Source organism: Rhizobium sp. N122 (assembly GCF_002211295.1).
GTDB lineage: Bacteria > Pseudomonadota > Alphaproteobacteria > Rhizobiales > Rhizobiaceae > Rhizobium.
In genome coordinates, this window is the sequence record NZ_LOKU01000001.1 from 52,824 (window position 1) to 72,918 (window position 20,095).

The 20,095-nt window shown below is 62.6% G+C and carries 16 protein-coding genes; 10 read left to right on the top strand and 6 right to left on the bottom strand.

What is annotated here, in order from left to right:
* From ATY75_RS00270 to ATY75_RS00290, 5 genes are all read right to left on the bottom strand, one after another.
* On the bottom strand, positions 1-1,212 hold the full coding sequence (locus ATY75_RS00270; RefSeq protein ID WP_088935982.1) for a mandelate racemase/muconate lactonizing enzyme family protein: 1,212 nt from the start codon (positions 1,210-1,212) through the stop codon (positions 1-3).
* Positions 1,209-2,945 carry an ABC transporter ATP-binding protein gene (locus ATY75_RS00275; RefSeq protein ID WP_088935983.1) on the bottom strand — a complete coding sequence of 579 codons (1,737 nt, stop codon included), beginning with the start codon at positions 2,943-2,945 and terminating at the stop codon, positions 1,209-1,211. The genes ATY75_RS00270 and ATY75_RS00275 overlap by 4 nt, the downstream gene beginning before the upstream one ends.
* 7 nt (positions 2,946-2,952) lie before the next feature.
* A complete protein-coding gene (locus ATY75_RS00280) occupies positions 2,953-4,074 on the bottom strand; it encodes an ABC transporter permease (RefSeq protein ID WP_049731084.1) in 1,122 nt (373 codons plus the stop codon).
* Positions 4,075-4,082: 8 nt separating this feature from the next.
* Positions 4,083-5,069, bottom strand: a complete 987-nt coding sequence (locus tag ATY75_RS00285) for an ABC transporter permease (protein ID WP_049731083.1) — start codon at positions 5,067-5,069, stop codon at positions 4,083-4,085.
* 112 nt (positions 5,070-5,181) lie between these two features.
* On the bottom strand, positions 5,182-7,122 hold the full coding sequence (locus ATY75_RS00290) for an ABC transporter substrate-binding protein (protein WP_088935984.1): 1,941 nt from the start codon (positions 7,120-7,122) through the stop codon (positions 5,182-5,184).
* A 300-nt stretch (positions 7,123-7,422) separates the two neighbouring features.
* Here ATY75_RS00290 and ATY75_RS00295 point away from each other — a divergent pair, with 300 nt between their 5' ends.
* From ATY75_RS00295 to ATY75_RS00335, 9 genes are read left to right on the top strand one after another with little or no spacing between them, the layout of a single operon-like run.
* Entirely contained in the window at positions 7,423-8,142 is a 720-nt protein-coding gene (locus tag ATY75_RS00295) for a FadR/GntR family transcriptional regulator (RefSeq protein WP_017967398.1), read from the top strand.
* A 14-nt stretch (positions 8,143-8,156) separates the two neighbouring features.
* A complete protein-coding gene (locus tag ATY75_RS00300) occupies positions 8,157-8,987 on the top strand; it encodes an NAD(P)-dependent oxidoreductase (protein ID WP_064844990.1) in 831 nt (276 codons plus the stop codon).
* The gene (locus ATY75_RS00305) at positions 8,984-9,859 is read left to right on the top strand and encodes an SMP-30/gluconolactonase/LRE family protein (protein WP_088935985.1); all 876 of its coding nucleotides are present in this window, start codon (positions 8,984-8,986) and stop codon (positions 9,857-9,859) included. The genes ATY75_RS00300 and ATY75_RS00305 overlap by 4 nt, the downstream gene beginning before the upstream one ends.
* Before the next feature lie 36 nt (positions 9,860-9,895).
* On the top strand, positions 9,896-10,849 hold the full coding sequence (locus ATY75_RS00310) for a dihydrodipicolinate synthase family protein (RefSeq protein WP_088935986.1): 954 nt from the start codon (positions 9,896-9,898) through the stop codon (positions 10,847-10,849).
* A gap of 44 nt (positions 10,850-10,893) precedes the next feature.
* Positions 10,894-12,480, top strand: a complete 1,587-nt coding sequence (locus ATY75_RS00315) for an ABC transporter substrate-binding protein (RefSeq protein ID WP_088935987.1) — start codon at positions 10,894-10,896, stop codon at positions 12,478-12,480.
* A 5-nt stretch (positions 12,481-12,485) separates the two neighbouring features.
* Positions 12,486-13,580, top strand: coding sequence for an ABC transporter permease (locus ATY75_RS00320; RefSeq protein WP_088935988.1), 1,095 nt, complete (start codon positions 12,486-12,488; stop codon positions 13,578-13,580).
* A 4-nt stretch (positions 13,581-13,584) separates the two neighbouring features.
* On the top strand, positions 13,585-14,520 hold the full coding sequence (locus tag ATY75_RS00325; protein WP_088935989.1) for an ABC transporter permease: 936 nt from the start codon (positions 13,585-13,587) through the stop codon (positions 14,518-14,520).
* A complete protein-coding gene (locus ATY75_RS00330) occupies positions 14,517-15,374 on the top strand; it encodes an ABC transporter ATP-binding protein (RefSeq protein ID WP_088935990.1) in 858 nt (285 codons plus the stop codon). Before ATY75_RS00325 ends, ATY75_RS00330 begins: the two co-directional genes overlap by 4 nt.
* Positions 15,371-16,114 (top strand): ABC transporter ATP-binding protein, encoded by a 744-nt coding sequence (locus ATY75_RS00335; RefSeq protein ID WP_088935991.1) that lies wholly within the window; start codon positions 15,371-15,373, stop codon positions 16,112-16,114. Before ATY75_RS00330 ends, ATY75_RS00335 begins: the two co-directional genes overlap by 4 nt.
* A 33-nt stretch (positions 16,115-16,147) precedes the next feature.
* Here the strand turns inward: ATY75_RS00335 and ATY75_RS00340 are convergent, their stop codons facing one another.
* Positions 16,148-16,990: an alpha/beta hydrolase gene (locus tag ATY75_RS00340; RefSeq protein WP_088936232.1), complete on the bottom strand. Its 843-nt coding sequence runs from the start codon at positions 16,988-16,990 to the stop codon at positions 16,148-16,150.
* 189 nt (positions 16,991-17,179) lie between these two features.
* Between ATY75_RS00340 and ATY75_RS00345 the strand changes: the two genes are divergently transcribed.
* Positions 17,180-20,059, top strand: a complete 2,880-nt coding sequence (locus ATY75_RS00345) for an AAA family ATPase (RefSeq protein WP_088935992.1) — start codon at positions 17,180-17,182, stop codon at positions 20,057-20,059.
* The last annotated feature ends 36 nt before the right edge of the window (positions 20,060-20,095 follow it).

Consider the following 20,095-nt stretch of genomic DNA (forward strand, 5'->3'; position numbering starts at 1 on the left):
CTAGCGATTGAAATAGCTGCGGCGCGCCACACGCGTCTGCACGTAGACATGCTCGTTGTCGGTTCCGGGATTGTAGGCGCGGGCCGCTTGCGGCACCGAGAGATTGCCGGCGCTCGGGAATCGCGCCACGAATTCTTCGTCGATATCGCAGCCGAGCCCCGGGCCGTCGGGAACGGCGATCAGGCCATCGACCTGCTGCGGATGCGGCACGATCGTCTGGCGGCGGCCGTCCCAGTCATCATCGAGGCGCTCGAGAATGAGGCCGTTCGGAATGGCCGCCAGCAGATGCAGGGCCGCATATTCCGCCACCGGCCCGAGCGAACCGGAATGCGGCGCCATCTGGATATGATGGGCCTCGGCCATGGCGGCGATCTTCTTCATCTGCGTGATGCCGCCGGCCCGGCCGGTATCCGGCTGGATTACGTCGACCAGTTCCTTCTCGATCAGCTCGCGCTCGCCGAAAATGGTCGCCGAACGCTCGCCGGCCGCAAGCGGCACATGCGCGGCGTCGCGGATGCGCCGGTAGCCGTCGATATTCTCCGGCGCGATCGGATCTTCCACCCACATCAGCTCATAGGGTTCGAGCGCCCGCACCAGCCGGCAGGCATCCGCAGGCGTCAGCCAAGGCGGCCCATGCAGGTCGATGGCAATATCCATGTCGTCGCCGACGGCATCGCGGAGCGCCGCGACCTTGCGGACCGGGTCGGCGACCCCGCCGCATTTGATCGCCTTGATGCCGCGTTCCTTCAGGGCAAGCGCACGCTCGGGCGTATTGGCATGCGAATAGATCGGAATCCGGTCGCGCACCTTGCCACCGAGCAGCATCCAGACAGGCACGCCGAGCGCCTTGCCCTTGATGTCCCAGAGCGCCATATCGATGCCGGTCATTGCACCGCCTCCGACTGTCCCGAGCATGCCATGGCCCATCATGGCGATATGCATCTTCTGCCACAGCCGTTCGATATGAGCCGGATCTTCCCCGATGAGGAGAGGTGTAAGATCATGGATCGCCGTCTCGACGACACGCGGCCAGCCCGAGCACTCGCCGATGCCGGTGATGCCCTCATCGGTATCGATCTTCAGAAAGAGCCAGTTCCGGGTGCCTCCGAACTGCTTAGAGGTAGCGCCGCCGGGACGGTGATCGGAGGCCCAGTTCGACGGGTCGGGCTGACCGACTTGCATGAGAAATGTGCGGATTCCGGTGATTTTCATCTCTGAGAACTTCCATTCTTCCGATTGCCGGGCCCGAGATTATCGGGCGCGACATAGCGGAAGCGTCTGGAATGATCGCGGTCGCGCGGATCGGGGCGCGGGATCGCCGATATCAGCGCCTGGGTGTAGGCGTGCTCGGGTGTGCGGCAGACCTGTTCCGCCTCGCCGATTTCGACGAGCTGGCCTTTGTACATGACGCCGACACGGTCGCACATGTAGCGGATGACGCCGATATCATGACTGATGAAGATATAGGCGAGGCCAAGCTCGTCCTGCAGGCGCATCAGCAGGTCGAGGACCTGCGAACGCACCGAGACATCGAGCGCCGAGGTTGCCTCGTCGGCGACGATGACGCGCGGATTGAGCGTGATGGCGCGGGCAATGCCGATGCGCTGGCGCTGACCGCCGGAGAATGCGTGCGGGTAGCGTTCGCGCGCCCTCGGATCGAGGCCCACCTGCTCCATGAGGTGGCAGACCCGTTCGTCCAGTGCCCGCCCTTTGGCGACGCCGTTGACGAGCAGCGGCTCGCCGATAATCTGCGAGACGGTCATGCGCGGGTTGAGCGAGCCGAAAGGATCCTGAAACACCATGCGCAATTCGCGGCGCGCCTCGGCCAGCGTCTGGCCTTTTGCCGTTGCCAGATCGATGATGCCGCCGTCGGCGCGGCGATAGAGAATTTCGCCTGCTGTCGGATCGAGCAGCCGCATGATCGAGCGGCCCATCGTCGTCTTGCCGGATCCGCTCTCGCCGACGATACCGAGCGTCTCGCCCGGCAGAAGCGAGATGGAAACATCGTCCAGCGCTTTCACCTCGCCGAAATCCATCGAGACGTTGCGCAGCTCGAGGATCGGCGCCGCCGTCCTGTCGAGCGGCGCGCGCGCCAGGCGGATTTCGGCCTTTTGCTCCAGCTTCAGCACCGAACCGATCAGCATGCGGGTATAGTCGTCCTGCGGCGCATGAAAGATCTGCTCGACCGGCGCATATTCCTTGGCGACGCCGTTGTGCATGACAAGCACGTCGTCGGCGATCTGCGCCACGACGCCCATATCATGCGTGATGAACAGAACGGCCATGCCGTTCGCCTTCTGCAGCCGGGCGATCAGGTCGAGAATTTCCGCCTGCGTCGTCACGTCGAGGGCCGTGGTCGGCTCGTCGGCGATCAGGAGTTGCGGTTTGCAGGCGAGCGCCATGGCGATCATCGCGCGCTGGCGCATCCCGCCGGAATATTGGAAGGCGTAGCGGTCCAATGCCTTTTCCGGCGAGGGAATCTCGACCTGCTTCAGCAGCGATATGGCCTCAGCCCGCGCCTCGGCCTTGCTCATCCTGGTGTGGAGGCGAAGCGCCTCGACGATCTGGTTGCCGACCGTGTGGATCGGCGACAGCGACGACATCGGCTCCTGGAAGATCATGGCGATGTCGCGGCCGCGGATCGCCCGGATCTGGCGCCCGCGCGGATTGAGGCTGGTCAGATCGGTCGAGCCGCCGTTTTGATCGTTGAGGACGATCGATCCGGCCGCAATACGGCCGGGGGCATCGACGATCTGCAGGATCGAACGCGCCGTCACCGACTTGCCGGATCCGCTTTCGCCGACGACACAGAGCGTCTTGCCCGGTTCGATCGAGAAAGACAGATCGCTGACGGCGCGGAAGACGCCGGTGCGCAGCGGAAACTCGACGGTCAGGTTTTTCACCTCGAGCAGCGGCTTGGCGGCAATGGATACGATATCGGTCATGCCGGCCTCATTTGTTGTAGGGATCGGCCGCATCGCGCAGGCCGTCGCCGAGGAGGTTGAGCGCCATCACGGCAACCACGACGGCGCAGCCCGGCATGAACAGCCAGGGCGCGGTAGCGATCGAGCGAATGTTCTGGGCCTCGCGCAGCAGCACGCCCCAGGAGATGGTCGGCGGCTGCAGCCCGAGCCCGAGGAAGGAAAGCGAGGTTTCGGCAAGGATCATCGCCGGCACGGCAAGGGTGATCGATGCAATGATGTGGCTGGCAAAGCTCGGCAGCATGTGGCGAAAGATGATGCGTCTTTCGCGTACGCCGTCGAGTCTCGCGGCCGCCACGAACTCCTCCGTGCGCAGGGACAAGAAGCGGCCGCGCACCACACGGGCGAGCTGCGCCCAGCCGGTCAGCGACAGGATGATCGTGATCATCATATATTGCAGCGTCGCCGGCCAGTCCTGCGGCAGGGCCGCGGCCATGGCGAGCCAGATCGGGATCGTCGGCAGAGACAGCACAAAATCGATCACGCGCTGCATGATGAAATCGATGCGGCCGCCGTAATATCCCGAGATGCCGCCGATCACGATGCCGAGCATCAATGACAGGAAGACACCGACGAGGCCGATCGACAGGGATACCTGCGCGCCCTGCACCGTCCGGCTGAAAACATCGCGCCCAAGCCTGTCGGCGCCGAAGAGAAGCAGCGGCGTGGTCTTGTCGGGCGAGGCAATCAGATGGATGTTGGTGTTGAACAATCCAAAGACGGAATATTCATAGCCGCGCCCGAAGAACTGGACGTCGACGCGCTTCGTCGTGTCTTCCTTGAAGATGGCGGCCAGCGTTTCCGGATCGCGGGTGAGCTTCATCGGATAATAATGCGGGCCGAAGGAGAAGCCGTTTTCAGTATCGATCAGATGCAATTTTTGCGGTGGGTGAAAGGTCGCCCGGGCATTTTGCAGGTTCGGATCGTTGATGGCGAAGAAGCCAGGGACCAGGGCAACGATATACATCATCACGGTGACGACGAGTGCCACCATGGCCAGCCGGTGTCGGCGGAAAGCCCACCAGATGAGCTGCCATTGCGATGCGACGGCGGCGCGATCCGGCTGTATATTTGTAACGGTAATGTCGGCCATATCGGCTCCTATTCCAACCGGATGCGGGGATCGACCAGCGCAAGCAGGATATCGCTGATCAGAGAGCCTATCAGCGTCAGCGCGCAGATGAGCAGAACGAAAGCGCCGGCCAGATACATGTCCTGGGCCATCAGCGCCTGCAGCAGCAAGGGTGCTGCCGTCGGCAGGTTGAGAACGATGGCGACGACGACCGAGCCGGAAATGAGGTTGGGCAGCAGCCAGGCAATCGTCGAGATGAACGGATTAAGCGCGATCATCATCGGGTATTTCATCAGCAGCCGGAACTCCGACAGACCTTTTGCCCGTGCTGTCGTCACGTAAGGCTTCGGCAGTTCATCGAGCATGTTGGCGCGCATGACGCGGATAAGGCTCGCTGTCGAGGAGACGGCAAGAATGATGACGGGAAGCCAGAGATGCGAGAAAAGATCGCCCATCTTGGCGAAGCTCCAGGCCGCGTTCTCGTATTCCGGCGAAAACAGGCCGCCGACATCCTGGCCGAACTCAACCGCCGCGACATACATGAGCACCAGCGCCAGCAGGAAGGACGGAACGGCCAGGCCGAAAAAGGTGAAGGCGGTGAAAAAATAGTCGCCGATCGAATATTTGCGCACGGCGGAATAGACGCCGATCGGCAAGGCGATCGCCCAGGTGGCGATCAAGGTCGACAAGGCCAGAACAAGCGTCAGGGCCATGCGCTCCCAGATCAGGTCCGAGACCGGCTGCTGCCACTCGAAGGAAATACCGAAATCGCCGCGCGAAAGGATGCCCCATATCCATTTGAAATATTGGACAAGCATCGGATCGCCGAGCCCGAAACGCTCACGCAATTGCGCGGCCGTGTTCTGATCGACGATCTCGTTGGAGGCTGCCAGCGTTGCGATATAGGTGGTGACATAGTCGCCCGGCGGCAGCTGGATCAAAACGAAAGCGAGAAAGCTGACGGCGAAAAGCGATGGAATCATCCATAGCAAGCGTTTGGCGATGAAGACCAGCATGAGGCGCCTCTTGCACTAACGTTGCCTACCGGCCTTGCCGGCCATCGGGGTCGGCAAGGGGGAAGGCGAACCGAGGAAAGCGCCGTACCGTCGGTACGGCGCTCAATCAAAATCAGCTCGTGAAGGTGAACTGCTGCGGCAGCGCCGGCCCCGGATTGGGCCAGGACCAGCTGTCCGGCTCCTTCTCGGGAACATTGCGCAGATTGTTGCGGATGATGCCGAAGCCGCCGACGGCCAAGCAAAGCCCGACGGTCTCGAACTCCTCCGCCGCGATATCGAAGATCTGCTTCATGATCGCACCGCGCTTGTCGAGGTCGGCCGTCGAACGTGCCTCGTCGAAGAGCTTCATCCGCTTCTTCTGGCTTTGCGGCGGTTCCTCGCCGCGTGCGCCATTGGAGGTGTACCAAAGCGTCCATGGAATGGCGTAACGCGAGCCTTGAGGATGGAAGGCGAAGAAATCGCGCGGATCGAGCATCGGATCGAGGCCGCCGGGGCCAGGCCATACCTGCGCGTCATGGGCATTGTCGTCGCCGCGGGTGTAATAAAGCGCCCGTTCGATCGTGTTGACCTTCATGTCGATGCCGATCTGCGCCCAATGCGTCTTGACCAGTTCGAGCGCGTCGACGAGGTCGGGATAGAGCGTCGGAATGACGTCGATCGAGAAGAACACCTTCTGGCCGTCGGGCCGGAGGCGGAAGCCGTCGCCGCCTTTCTTGTAGCCGGCCTCATCGAGCATCGCGCCCGCCTTGTCGGCGTCGAATTCGGTGAACTGGCGCGCATATTTCTCGTTATACCAGGGATGGGTCGGACGCGGCCCGGCCTGATAGGGTTCGCTCTGCCCGAAATAGACGATGTCGATGAGTTCCGGCCGATTGATGCCGATCGACAAGGCCTGACGGAACGACTTGTCCGCAAACATCTTGCGCATCGCCGGATCTTTGTGGGTGATGTTGAAGTAGATCTGGCACTGCTGCGAGGCCGAAGGCACGAGCGTCAGCAGGCGGTAATCGCCCTTTTCCATGTTCTTCGACAGCGTCGGCTTGTTGGCAAGGACGCTGATATGGCGTTCCTGGATGTCGATCTTACCCGAGATGACATTCAGCATCAGCGATTCGACATCCTGCGAGATGCCGAAATTGATTTCGTCGATATAGGGAAGCTGATTACCCTCGGTGTCGACCTGCCAAAAATAGGGGTTTCGGGTCATGACGACACGCGTCGCACCACCGGCATAGGGCTCCTTGACCACCCATGGATCGAGCGTCGGCTTGTCGACATTGCCCCAGCGTGACGGGATCTCGATGTCGCCGCAGCGGCTGCGGAACAGTTCCGTCCAACTGGTGACGCCGGCCTTCTTCGCATCGGCTTCGATGTTGGGGTTATATTTCGGCAGGAACTGGCTGCAGTAATGCTTCGGAAAGAGCGTCGGATGCTGACCGAGCGGCGTGGCGAGGTTTTCGAGGTAAAGGGCGTTGGCCGCCGCAAAGGTGAACTTCACGGTATAATCGTCGACCTTCTCGACGGTGACCGGCTTGCCGGCGACGGCAAGCTGCGCGGGTGTCGAGCTGTAGAGTTCGGTGTTCTTGACGCAGTCTTCGATCGCAAAAACCACGTCATCGGCCGTAAATGGATGGCCGTCCGACCAGCGTACGCCTTCGATCAGATGGAAGGTGAATTGCGTTGCGTCGTCGCTGACCTCCCAGCGCTCGGCAAGGTTCGGCTCCACGGCGGTAAATTCGAGGTTCCAGCGCACCAGGCTCTGGTTGCCGACCATGCGCAGGATGCCGTTGTGGTCGGACGAACCGCGAAGGCCTCGGCGCAGCGAACCGCCATAGGTGCCGACTTTTTCGAACGGCTTGACGACCATCGGCTTCTTCGGCAGCCGTTCGGCGACCGGCGGCAGTTTTCCGTCCTTCACAAGCTGCGCAAGCGCGGGCGCTTCGCCGCCTGCGGCGGCAGAGACGCGACCGGCGATAGACAAGGCTGCGACGCCCGCCATGCCACCAAGCACAGTGCGGCGGGTAACGCCGCGCGACAGAATTTCATTGGGCATCGAGTTCCTCCCTTTCTAAGCCGGCGCACCTTTTGAACCGGCTGATGCGGCAGGCTCCCGACCTGCCGCCCGCACCCTCCTCGGCGCTGGGACCGAACCATAGACACGTTCCCAAATGATTACAAGAGTTGACAGATAATTACAAATTTTGTAGCGATGCTGCAATGGAACCGGGTTTTCCCGTGCCGACAGCAAGGCAAAAGCGAATAAATGACAGAAATCTGTCAGAAGCTGTACACCTCCACACAGACGTCGGTCGGCAACTGCAAGAGCCCATAGCGTTCTGAGAAAAGGACGATAATGACATTCGCGGTCGATGCCGTTTCGAACAGGGGCGCAACGCGCTTCAGCGATATCATCTACGAGAAGATCGTAGGGATGATCGCCGACGGCAATTTTCCGGTGAACGAACGCCTGCCGTCGGAGACCAAGCTCGCCGCTGATTTCGGCGCGTCGAGACCGGTCGTTCGCGAAGCGCTCGAACGCCTGAGAGCTGACGGCCTGGTCGTTTCGCGCAAGGGCTCGGGCTCGTATGTCAGGCAGAGACCGGATTCGTCGATGCTGAAAATGGTGCCTGTGGGATCACTCGCCGATGTCCAGCGGTTCTTCGAGTTCCGCGCCGGCCTCGAGGCTGAGGCGGCCGAACTTGCCGCGCGAAACTGGCAGCCGGCTGACAAGGAAAGGATTACGGCGGCGCTTCTTTCGATCGAGCAATGTCTGCGCAACGGAGAGCTCGGCGCCGAGGAGGATCAGGTTCTGCATGATGCCATCGCCATGGCGACCGGCAACCAGTTCCACATTACCGTTCGCGAATGGTTCAGGCCGCATTTCGCCATCGGGCATTCCGTCACGCGAAGCCTGAGCCTGAAACGGACGCTGGAGCAGATTCGCAGCGTCCAGGACGAGCATGCGGTGATCGTCGAGGCGATCTTCGCACGGCGGGAAACCGAAGCGCACGATGCGATGAAGAAACACATACTGAACGCCCGCGCCCGCATGTTTCAGGGGGTTGAGCGATAATGGAAGGACGGATGATGAAACGGATCGCTGTGACGGGTGCTGCTGGCCGTGTCGGAACGCTGCTGCGCCCTCACCTTCGCGCGCATTTTGAGCACGTCCGCCTGATCGACTTGCAGGAACCGGCTGAACTGGGCGAAAACGAGACTTTCGTCAGGGCCGATCTTACCAAGCTCGACGAGGCCGGAGTTGCGCTGAAGGATATCGACGGCGTCGTTCATCTCGCCGGCATCGCCAGCGGCATCGACATGAACGCCATTCTGCATGCGAATGTGCTTGGAACCTACAATCTCTATGAAGCAGCGCGGATCAACGAGGTCCAGCGGGTCGTCTATGCTTCCAGCAACCATGCGACTGGCTTTTATCCGCGCGGCGAAGTCATATCGCCGCTCGACCCGATGCGCCCCGACAGCCCCTATGGGCTTTCCAAATGCTGGGGCGAACTGGTGGCGGGACTCTACTACGACACCTCGGGCATTCGCTCCCTTTCCATCCGTATCGGCAATGCCGGTACCTATCCCAATAGCGAGCGATCGGTCGCGATCTGGATCAGTGCGCGCGACCTGGCGCAGCTGGTGCGGATCGGACTCACCCATCCGTTGATCGCCGCGACGGTGGTTTACGGTGTTTCCGATACCGACGAGAAATGGTGGGACAACGATCTGGCGAGGAGGCTCGGCTACCAACCGGAAGACCGGCCGCGCGATCACGCCCGCATCGAACAGGGGGCCGAAGGGCCGGTCGCGCTGGCGTTCCAGGGTGGCGGATTCTGTGAGATCAACCACGACGGCACCATCCGCATGCGTGACGCCGAAGGTTTGGCCAAAAGCCTGGAGGCGGCCGAATGACGGCGCCTCGGATCATCCACCCGCAAGTCCGTTCCGTGATCGAGCAACCGCTGACGGTCGGTGAATCGCCGGTATGGGACGACGACACCGGCACGCTGTGGTTCGTCGACATTCTGGCGCCGGCCGTCGTGCGGCTCTCGGCTTCGGGAAAGATCGACCGCTTCGACATGCCGGCGGCGGTCGGCAGCCTCGGGCTTTGCCGCGATCGAAGGATCGTCGTCGGCCTCCAGACGGGCGTCCATCTCTTCGATCCGGCCTCCCGCGATATCGAATTCCTCTGCGACCCGGTCGGGCGCGAGATGATCGGCCGACTGAATGATGGAAAGATCGGCCCGGACGGACATTTCTGGGTCGGCTCGATCAGCGAAGCCAAGCCGCAGATCGAAGAGGCCGCTCTTTACCGCGTCGGCGCCGATGGCAGCACACGGACGGTTGCAACGGGACTGACGAGCTCCAATGGCCTCGCCTGGTCGCCGGACGGCCGGCAGATGTATCACTCCGACAGCCGCCAATGTTTCCTGCAGGCATTCGACTTCGATCCTGAGACGGGCAGCCTCGGTGAAGGACGTCGCCTGCGCGGCTTCACCGAAGAAGAGGGGCGGCCGGACGGGGCGACGACCGATCGCGATGGATTTTACTGGAGCGCCGGCGTCTCCGCCGGCCGCCTCAACCGGATATCGCGCGAAGGTGAAATCGTCGAGACCTACATTCTGCCGGTCCCGGCACCGACAATGCCGTGTTTTGGGGGGCCGGATCTCAGAACCCTATTCGTCACCAGCCTGTCGACGGACCGTACCGGCCGTTTCGAGGCGGGCACGGTCATCGCCTTCGAGGTGGATGCGGAGGGGCTGCCGCCCTTCCGCTTCGGATGACGATTATCTGGATGGAAAGCTAACGGGGAAAGAAAAATGAGCATCGCGATCATGCGCAAGGCGCTTACCGGCGTGTCGGGCGTTCCCGTCACGGCCTATGACGGTAAAGGCGAAGTCGAACCTCGGGTTACGGCCAAGGTCTATGCGCGGGTGGCGGCAGCGGGCATCCACAACATCGTCGCTGCCGGCAATACCGGCGAATTCTATGCCCTGACGCCGCAGGAAATCCGGATCGTCCACGAGGCGGCGGTCTCGGGCGTCGACGGCCGGGCGCCGGTGACGGCGGCCATCGGCCGGTCGCTGCGCGAGGCGATCGGCATGGCGAGGGATGCGGCGGCGATGGGCGCCTCCGCCGTCATGTCGCATCAGCCGGTCGATCCTTTCGCGGCACCTGCGGCCCAGATCGGTTACTTCTGCAATCTTGCCGACGCGTCCACCCTGCCGCTCGTCGCCTATGTCAGGGCCGAAGGTTTCGGTGTCGAGGATATCGTCCGCCTCGCCAACCACGGCAATATTGCCGGCATCAAATTCGCCACAACCGATCTGATGCTGCTGTCGCGGGCGATCCCCGCGGCCGATCCTAATGGCGCGCTGTTCGTCTGCGGCCTGGCGGAGAGCTGGGCGCCGACATTCACCGCAGCCGGCGCGCGCGGCTTCACTTCGGGCCTCGTCAATGTTGCGCCGCGGCTTTCGCTTGCCGTCCACGCCGCGCTCGAAAAAGGCGATTTTGCCGCGGCACGGGCGATCGTCAACACGCTCGAACCATTCGAGCGGATGCGGACGAAATTCCGCAACGGCGCCAACGTCACCGTCGTGAAAGAGGCCGTCACCTATTCCGGCCTCGATGTCGGCCCCGTACGCGTGCCGGGATTGCCGATGCTCGACCAGCAAGATCGCGAGGAACTTCATCGACTGCTTCGAGGTTGGGAGGCCGAGGGCAGCATTCAAACAGATCCGGAGCGGCAGCAATCTGCGAAGGCGGCCAGCTGAACTCAACACTATTTTCGCAAATAACAGGATTGGGAGGTCTAGAGATGCTGAAACAGCTACTGACAACGATCGCACTTACCGGCGCCCTGATGGGTGCGCAGCCTGCCTTGGCGGCGTCGCCGCCCAATATGCTGGTGATCGGCACCAACCTCACCGGTATCCGGACGCTCGATCCGGCCCAGAACAATGCCCGCACGGTTTCCGAACTGATCTCGAACCTCTACGACAATCTCGTGCAGCTGTCGCCAGATGACCTCAAGACGCTGAAGCCGATGCTTGCGACGAAATGGGAGGTCTCGGCGGACGGCAAGATCATCACGCTCACCTTGCGCGACGACGCCGTCTTCCAGAGCGGCAACAAGGTGACCGCCGAGGATGCCGCCTGGTCGATCCAGCGCGTCATCAAGATGGGTCAGGTCGGCTCGACCGATGTGGCGCTCTGGGGCTTCACGCCCGAAAACGTCGAAAAGCTCGTTCGGGCAAAGGATGACCATACGCTGGAGATCGAGCTGCCGCAGTCGGTGAATACCGACCTGGTGCTCTATTCGCTGGCCGGCTCGTCGATCGGCATCGTCGACAAGAAGACGGTGCTGTCGCATGAGGCGAACGGCGATTTCGGCGGCGCCTGGCTTTCGGCCAACTCCGCCGGCAGCGGTCCGTTCAGCCTGGCTCAGTGGCGGCCGAACGACGTGGCGATCTTCAACGCGCAGCCGAAATATTGGGGCGGCAAGCCGGCCATGGCCCGCGTCGTGGCCCGCCACATCCCTGAATCCGGCAATCTTCGGCTGCAGCTCGAAGCCGGCGACGTCGATGTCGGCCAGTATGTGGCGAGCGGCGATCTGGATGCGCTGTCCACCAACAAGGATATGGTCATCGACAATGTCCCGGGTCTCGGCTTCTACTACATCGCCCTCAACCAGAAAGACCCTGATCTGCAGAAGCCGAAGGTTCGCGAGGCCTTCCAGCACGCCTTCGACTGGAAGGCGATCTCGGGCAACATCATGCGCTACACGGGCTTTCCCTGGCAGTCGATGATCCCGCGCGGCATGATCGGCGCGCCCGATGAGGCTGCCGCCCGCTACGATTACGATCCCGCCAGGGCCAAGCAGCTGCTGGCGGAGGCCGGATATCCCAACGGCCTGAAGAAGGTGCTCAATCCCTCGGGAGCCCCGACCCTGCCCTTCGCAGAAGCGCTGCAGGCGAGTGCGCGCGCCGCCGGTTTCGATCTCGATCTCGTGCCCGGCGAATTCACGCCCGCCTTCCGCGAGCGCAAATTCGAAGTGCTGCTCGGCAATTCCGGCGCCCGCCTGCCCGATCCCTTCGCCGTCGCCACGCAATATGCCTTCAACCCAGACAATAGCGACGAGGCGCGCCTCGGCAGCTATTACCTCTGGCGCACGGGCATGAAGGTGGACGAGCTCAACACGCTCATCGACCAATCGATGCGGGAGCGGGACACGGAAAAGCGCACCGACATCTTCAAGAAGATGGACGGCATCTATTCCGGCATGGCTTCGCCGCTCGTCATCTTCTTCCAGCGAACCGACCCGTATGTCATGCGCGCCAACGTCAAGGGTTATCACGGCCATACGACCTGGTCGACGCGCTGGCATGACGTGACCAAGGAGTAGAGCGCGTGGCAAGCGCCGATCTGACATCGAAGCAGGAGAGCCGTCATTCCAGGGCGGGCGGGTTTGCCGATGCGGCCCCGCACCCCTTGACGAGCCTGCTGCGGCGCCTGGCAGGGCGCGTGGTGGCTGTCGTCACCACGCTGCTCGGCCTGCTTTTCCTAACCTTTTCGATGGGCCGTCTGCTGCCTGCCGATCCGGTACTGGCCATCACCGGGGCGGAGGTCAGCAAGGAGGTCTATGATCGGGTCTATAACGAGTTGGGACTTGGGCAGCCGATCTGGATGCAGTTCTTCTCCTATGTCGGGAAGGTCGCCACAGGCGATCTCGGCACGGCGGCGACGACGGGCCAGCCGATCCTCACCGATCTGATGACGATCTTTCCCGCCACGATCGAGCTTGCGATCATTGCTATGATCATCGGCGCCGTCATCGGCATTCCCTTGGGCGTCACGGCTGCCGTCAGGCGCGGAACGATCATCGATCATATCGCCCGGATCGTCGCGCTTGCCGGCCACTCCATCCCGATCTTCTGGACCGGGCTGATGGCGCTCTTCCTCTTCTATGCCAAGCTCAAGCTCGTCGGCGCATCCGGCCGGATCGACGTCTTCTACGAGGGCCTCGTCACGCCGATGACCGGCTTTCTGCTGATCGACGCGGCGATACAGGGCCAATGGGACGTTTTTCACAACGCGCTCGGCCACATCATCCTGCCGGCGGCGATCCTCGGTTATTACTCCGTCGCCTATATCAGCCGCATGTCGCGAAGCTTCATGCTGGAGCAACTGAGCCAGGAATATATCATCACCGCACGGGCCAAGGGGCTCGGCACCCGCAAGGTCGTCTGGCGCCATGCCTTCCGCAACATCCGCGTGCAGCTCCTGACCATCCTGGCATTAACCTTCGGCGGGCTGCTCGAAGGGGCGGTGCTGATCGAGACGGTTTTCGGCTGGCCGGGGCTCGGCCAATATCTCACCCGCGGGCTGCAGATGAACGACATGAACGTCGTCATGGGCTCGGTGCTGACGATCGGCGCCGTCTTCCTGACCATCAACATCCTGTCGGACGTCCTCTATCGCATTCTTGACCCGAGAACACGGTGACGCCATGACGATCTCCACCGAAGACGCAGACAGCGCCAATGCCGGCGGCCTCCGCAAATGGCTGCTGGCGCCGGAGCCTCAGGGCTGGTTTCAGTCATCGATGCAGCAGATCCATCAGGGTTGGCTGAAATTCAGCCTGCATCCGCTTGGTCTGGCAGGTCTCTTCGTCATCGTGCTGCTGATCGTCGTGGCGACGGCCGCGCCTCTGCTGACGAGCTACGATCCGATCGTGCAGGATATGGCCGGGCGGCTTGCGCCGCCGTCGGCAGCCCACCTACTCGGCACCGACAATTTCGGCCGCGACGTCTTTGCGCGGGTGATCTACGGCGCCCGCACGACGCTCAACATCATCATGCTGGTGACGATTATCGTCGCACCGCTCGGCCTCTTGATCGGCACCGTTTCGGGTTATTTCGGCGGCGTCGTCGATGAAATCCTGATGCGCGTCACCGATATCTTTCTCTCCTTTCCCGGCCTGGTGCTGGCGCTGGGTTTTGCCGCCGCCCTCGGCCCGGGCATCACCAACGCCATCATCGCCATTTCGCTGACGGCCTGGCCGCCGATCGCCCGGCTGGCGCGCGCCGAAACCCTCAGCCTGCGCAAGGCGGATTATATCGCCGCCGTGCGCCTGCAGGGCGCGACATCCCTTGCGATCATCACCCGCCATATCCTGCCGATGTGCATTCCCTCGGTGATCGTCCGCGTCACGCTAAACATGGCCGGCATCATCATCACCGCCGCCGGTCTCGGCTTCCTCGGCCTCGGCGCGCAGCCGCCCTGGCCGGAATGGGGCTCGATGGCCGCCAGCGGCCGCGAGTTCATGCTCGACAGTCCCTGGGTGATCGCCGCGCCCGGTATCGCCATCGCACTGGTCAGCCTCGCCTTCAATCTCGTCGGCGATGCGCTTCGCGACGTGCTCGACCCGAGAGGTTCGGAATGACAGAGCCCCTGATCGATATCCGCAACCTCGAAATTGCCTATGGCGGCGGCCACATGCGGGCGGTGCGCGGCGTGAGTTTCGCGCTCGGGCAGGAAAAACTCGGCATCGTCGGCGAATCCGGATCGGGAAAGTCGACCGTCGGTCGGGCGATCATGAAACTGCTGCCGCCGACCGCGGTGGTCAGCGCCGAGCGCATGGCTTTTCGCGACGTCGACCTGATCAAGGCGGACGAACGAAAGATGATGACGATCCGCGGGCGGCGGATCGGCCTGATCCTGCAGGATCCGAAATATTCGCTCAATCCGGTCATGCGCATCGGCGAACAGATCGCCGAGACCTATCGCTTCCATCATCCCAAGGTCAGCACCAAAAAGACCTACGCCCAAGCGCTCGGCATGCTCGAAGCCGTCCAGATCCGCGATCCCGAGCGCGTCGCCCGCCTTTATCCGCACGAAATATCGGGCGGCATGGGCCAGCGTGTGATGATCGCCATGATGCTCATTGCCGAACCGGAAGTGCTGATCGCCGACGAGCCGACTTCGGCGCTTGACGTCACGGTCAGGCTCGAGATCTTGGCCCTGCTCGACGAACTCGTCGCACGCCGCAATCTCGGCCTGATCTTCATCAGCCACGACCTCAACCTGATCCGGAATTTCTGCGATCGCGTGCTCATCATGTATGCCGGCCGCGTCGTGGAAGTGCTGGAGGCGCGCGATCTCGACAAAGCGAAACATCCCTATACGCAGGGGCTTCTGGCCTCCCTGCCGACGATAGAGAATCCGCCGGCCCGGCTGCCGATCCTGACGCGCGATCCCGCCTGGCTCAATGACCTGGCAGCGGAGGCGCCGCGATGATCCGGATCGACAATCTCACCATCCGTTTCGGACATGGCCAGCGCCCTGTCGTCAGAGACGTCAACCTCACCGTCGAAAGGGGGACGGCATTCGGCCTGGTCGGCGAGTCCGGCTGCGGCAAATCCACGGTTCTCCGGGCGCTCTCCGGCCTCAACGCCAATTATGACGGTCACATCGAACTCCAGGGCGAGGCGCTGCAGCGCCAGCGCAGCCGGCCGTTCTATCGGCGGGTGCAGATGGTGTTTCAGGATCCCTACGGATCGCTCCATCCGCGCAAGACCATCCGCTCACAATTGAAGGAGCCGCTGCGCAACCAGGGGCTCGACACCAATTCGGTCGACGTCAGCGCCGTGCTGAGATCGGTTGGCCTCGATCCGGCGCTAAGCTATAGGTTTCCGCATCAGCTCTCCGGCGGCCAGCGCCAGCGCGTGGCGATCGCCCGCGCCTTGATGCTGGACCCCGACGTCCTGCTGCTGGACGAGCCGACATCGGCGCTCGACGTCTCGGTGCAGGCCGAAATCCTCAATCTCCTGCAGGATCTGCGCAAAGAGCGCGGCCTCACCTATCTGCTCGTCAGCCACGATCTCGCCGTCGTTTCCCATATGTGCAGCCGCGTCGCCATCATGGAGGCGGGCGAGATCGTCGAACAGGTCGATATCGAGGCATTGCGAAGAGGCGCGGTCGAACACCCCTATTCGCAGCGCCTGCTGCGCGCGAGCCGGATGTACGGAAGGGCGTAGCCATCGATCGGCACGCCCCTGCGGCTCCTGGGGTCAGCGCAAGTGGGCGTCGATAGCGGAAACGATCTCCTCCCAATCAGCGGGATGAATTTCGTGGCCGCCACCTTCGAGCCGAACAAGCTTCGCGCCCCGGACGGTTTGTGCCAGCAGTTCGCCGTGTTCAACCGGATAAATCGGGTCGGCCGTTCCGTGGATGACAAGCAGGGGCGCTGCCAGTTCAGCCAATTTTCCTTTCAGCGCCTGGCCGCCCCTCAGCATGAAATGATTGGTGGCGCTGACGAAGTTTTTCGCCCGCCTAACATCCCGTTCAACGAAGTCGCGCGCCTGGCGTTCGTCATAAGGGTGCGCCACCCCGGCAATCATCTGGGTGTCCTTGACAAGGAATTCGATCACCTCGGCATTGTCTGTCCAGTCGACGGTCTCGCCCGTCGCGGCATGCGCCATGTAGGCGGCTGCGGTATGCGGTAGAGCGCTTGTATCAATACCGATCGGTGTGGTGGACATCAGCGTCAGCGTCTTGACGCGTTCGGGATGCGACAGCGCTCCGATCTGGGCGATCGTGCCGCCCAGCGACATGCCGATCAGATTGGCGCTGTCGATGCCGTAGCCATCGAGGATCCTGACGGCGTCCTCAGCCATGTCGTCCATAGTGTAAGGCGGCTCGCCTGGTTCATAGACCGTCGAACGGCCGGTGTCTCGATTGTCGTAACGGATGACATAATATTTCCGAGCGGCGAGCTTTTGGCAGAACTCGTCCGGCCACCACAGCATCGACGCCATCGCGCCCATGATCAACAGGACCGGCGCATGCGCCGGGTCGCCAAATGCCTGGGTGGCGATCTCGACATCGTCGAACTTGATAATGCGTTCAGTCACTTGGAGCATCCTTTATTTGTATCGGGTGAAGCGGCGAAGGTTTGGGTCCTGGTACCAGCAGGCATCCCGATGATGGGACTAAGGCAGGCGTGCCGCATCGGGCATTTTGCGTAGGACACGCTCAAACATACACGGGATGACTACGTCTCCATCTCTGCTAATCTCGAAGTCCACGTATCGGAGGACTTCGTGCAGACATCCCCCAGAAGGTCCCTGTTCTCAGGCCGCTCAGCAGAACTCGACGCGATGGATTCCGCATTCCGGGACGTCTCCGGCGGGCGGCAACGCTCCATTCTTCTCGGCGCGGAAGCAGGCGGCGGCAAGAGCCGGCTGGTAGAAGAATTTGCCTGCCGACTGTCGGGCCGGGCCCTCGTCTTGAAAGGCGGCTGCATCGAGCAGCGGGAATCGGCATTGCCCTATGCGCCGGTAACCGCTTTGCTGCATGAACTGGTTCAGCTGCGCGGCGCGACGGCTGTCAGATCGCTTGTCGGCGCCGAGGGTGCGCGCGAGCTGGCATGGCTTCTTCCTGAATTCGGCGAGACTTCTGAACGATTTGATGCGGGCATCGCAAGAGCGCGGCTGTTCGAGGCACTGAGAAGGTTGTTGGAGGAACTCGCCCAGGAGGTGCCGCTCGTCGTGGTCGTCGAGGACATCCACTGGGCCGACCAGGCCACATGCGATCTGCTTCGTTTCCTCACGGCGCGGCTGAAGACAATTCGGCTGATGCTGATCGTCACCTATCGACCCGAGGAGACCAGCGGCAGCAATGCACTGCGGACGACCATCGCGGACCTCTCGCTTTCCGAGGGTGCCGCGGTTTTGAAGCTACCCCGCCTGAAGCGCGCCGAAGTCGCCGCCCAGCTTGAGGGGCTTCTCGGTCGCCCACCGACACCTGCGATCATCAATGAGGTCCATGCGCGGTGCTGCGGGATCCCGCTTTTCACCGAGGCGCTCATCGATGCGAGCGGAGGTTTGCGTAACGATTTTCCTGGTTCGCTCAACGACTATCTGCTGAAAGCCGTCAGGGAGATGCCGGCGTCAACGGCCGAGCTCCTGAAGGTCATGGCGCTTGGCGGCCCGCATATCACGCATGCGCTTCTTCGCAGCGTGACTGAGAAGTCCGACCTTGAACTGGCAGACGTGCTGCGAGCGGCGATTTTGGCTGGGATCCTCGTGCCGGATGGCGAGGGATATGCATTCCGCCACGCGCTGATCCACGAAGCTGTGCGGGGTGACCTGATCGCCGGCGAAAGGATGGCCATCCATCGCGCCTATGCCGAAGTGCTCGAACGCGGCCCGGTTCCAAGCTACCGGATTTGGCATTCCGTTGCGCTCGCCCGCCACTGGCACGGCGCCGGCCAGGCCGAACCTTGCCTGCGCTGGGCCTGGCAATCTGCCGCTGAGGCCGCTGCCACCTTCGCCTATGCGGATCAGATGGAGATGCTGAAGCTCGTGCTGGCGGCCTGGCCCGACGTCGATCATGCGGCTGATCTGATCGGCGCGGCTCACTGCAGGGTGCTGGAACTCGCTGCCGATGCCGCCTGCTGGGCGGCGGAAGCGGAACAGGGACTGGCCTTTGTCGAACGCGCACTCGCCGAAGTGAATGCCGAGCGCGACGGCGAGCAACTGGCAGCCCTTCTTCTGCAGCGCGCGGTGATGCGTCAGCACACGCTGATCCCAGGCGAAATCGCCGATCTCGAACGAGCGCTTGAGCATGCGACCGATCCCACAAGACTGCGCGCGGACGGACTGGGGCAGTTTTCCCGGGCGCTGATATTGCGGGGTGAATACGATCGCGCCAGGCTCTTGGGCGACGAGCTGCAGCATCTGGCGGAGAGGCTCGATGACGAGGAATACCGCATCGAGGCACTGATCGTCGCGGCATCCGTGGACATGGCCTCGAACAGCTCCCGCATCGATGGCTTTTGGAGCGTGGTCAGGCGCGCCGGGCAAGCCTCGATCGGCCGTGTCGAGGTGCTGGCGGGCGCAGCCCTGCTGCAGGCCCTGCTTGAGACCGGAGGCTACGCGCAGATCATCGAAACCGGACCGGCGATCTTTGCGCGGACCGTCGAGTTCGGCCAGGCGCGGTATATCGGAGCAATCGTGGGCTCGCCCTTGTGTCGCGCCTTGCTCGCCGTCGGCCGCGTTTCCGAAGCCATCGAGACATGCGAACGGATGGCGGCATTGGATCCGCTGCCACTGGGGCTGGTTCATGTTTTCGAATGCCAGGCAGAGATCGCCCTGGTCTTGGGCGATCCGGATCGCCTTGCCGCGGCGGCAAACTCCTTGCGCGCTCTGCCGCCCGGCCCTCAGGTCGCTGGCCGCATAGCGGCCGATCTTTTGAGATTCGATATCGAAAGCCGCGCACTGGCAGGCGACATGGAACAGTCTGCCATTCTGATAAGATCGGCTTCGACCTATTTCGAGACGCAAGGCGGCGTCTCTTGGCCGCTCCTGGCCTCGGCCATACGTGTCGCCGTCGATACGAACCGGAAAGATGTGGCCCAGCAGCTTGCAGGCCTTGCCGCTCGGGCTCCGTGCCGCGACCTGGTGGAGGAAGCCGAGAGGCTCAATCTCTTGGCCGAGATGTCGCGCGCGACGGTTTCCGACCTTGATGCCTGGGAGGCAGTTGCCCAAAGCTGGGCCGATTTGAGCCAGCCCTTTCGGCAGGCATATGCCCTCATGCAGGCCGGGAGTGCTGCGGTTACTGCCGGCAAGCGCGCCAGGGGTGCGGGCCATTTCAGGCAAGGCGCGGATCTTGCCCATTCGATCGGCGCTCGCCTCCTCTGCAATCAGATCGAGACGCTGGCTGCAAAGGCCCGCATCGACCTGTGGGGCGGGAAAGAGGGCAGCCTGCCGAAGGCACCGCTTGGCCTGACGGATCGGGAATTCGAGGTGCTTCGGCTTGTCGCCGCCGGACAAAGCAATCGTCAGATCGCCGATAGTCTGTTCATTTCCGCGAAAACGGCGAGCGTCCACGTTTCCAACATCTTGAGCAAACTCGCCGTCCCTAGCCGCGGTGCCGCAGCCGCCATGGCCCATCGGCTCCGGATGGTTGATCCGGCATAGATGTCAGCTTTAGCACATGCCCGGCTAGACCCTCCT

What these genes read in the sequence shown, in the direction of transcription:
- ATY75_RS00270 (WP_088935982.1), bottom strand. Translation starts at nt 1,212, where the DNA reads ATGAAAATCACCGGAATCCGCACATTTCTCATGCAAGTCGGTCAGCCC.
- ATY75_RS00275 (WP_088935983.1), bottom strand. Translation starts at nt 2,945, where the DNA reads ATGACCGATATCGTATCCATTGCCGCCAAGCCGCTGCTCGAGGTGAAA.
- ATY75_RS00280 (WP_049731084.1), bottom strand. Translation starts at nt 4,074, where the DNA reads ATGGCCGACATTACCGTTACAAATATACAGCCGGATCGCGCCGCCGTC.
- ATY75_RS00285 (WP_049731083.1), bottom strand. Translation starts at nt 5,069, where the DNA reads ATGCTGGTCTTCATCGCCAAACGCTTGCTATGGATGATTCCATCGCTT.
- ATY75_RS00290 (WP_088935984.1), bottom strand. Translation starts at nt 7,122, where the DNA reads ATGCCCAATGAAATTCTGTCGCGCGGCGTTACCCGCCGCACTGTGCTT.
- ATY75_RS00295 (WP_017967398.1), top strand. Translation starts at nt 7,423, where the DNA reads ATGACATTCGCGGTCGATGCCGTTTCGAACAGGGGCGCAACGCGCTTC.
- ATY75_RS00300 (WP_064844990.1), top strand. Translation starts at nt 8,157, where the DNA reads ATGAAACGGATCGCTGTGACGGGTGCTGCTGGCCGTGTCGGAACGCTG.
- ATY75_RS00305 (WP_088935985.1), top strand. Translation starts at nt 8,984, where the DNA reads ATGACGGCGCCTCGGATCATCCACCCGCAAGTCCGTTCCGTGATCGAG.
- ATY75_RS00310 (WP_088935986.1), top strand. Translation starts at nt 9,896, where the DNA reads ATGAGCATCGCGATCATGCGCAAGGCGCTTACCGGCGTGTCGGGCGTT.
- ATY75_RS00315 (WP_088935987.1), top strand. Translation starts at nt 10,894, where the DNA reads ATGCTGAAACAGCTACTGACAACGATCGCACTTACCGGCGCCCTGATG.
- ATY75_RS00325 (WP_088935989.1), top strand. Translation starts at nt 13,585, where the DNA reads ATGACGATCTCCACCGAAGACGCAGACAGCGCCAATGCCGGCGGCCTC.
- ATY75_RS00330 (WP_088935990.1), top strand. Translation starts at nt 14,517, where the DNA reads ATGACAGAGCCCCTGATCGATATCCGCAACCTCGAAATTGCCTATGGC.
- ATY75_RS00335 (WP_088935991.1), top strand. Translation starts at nt 15,371, where the DNA reads ATGATCCGGATCGACAATCTCACCATCCGTTTCGGACATGGCCAGCGC.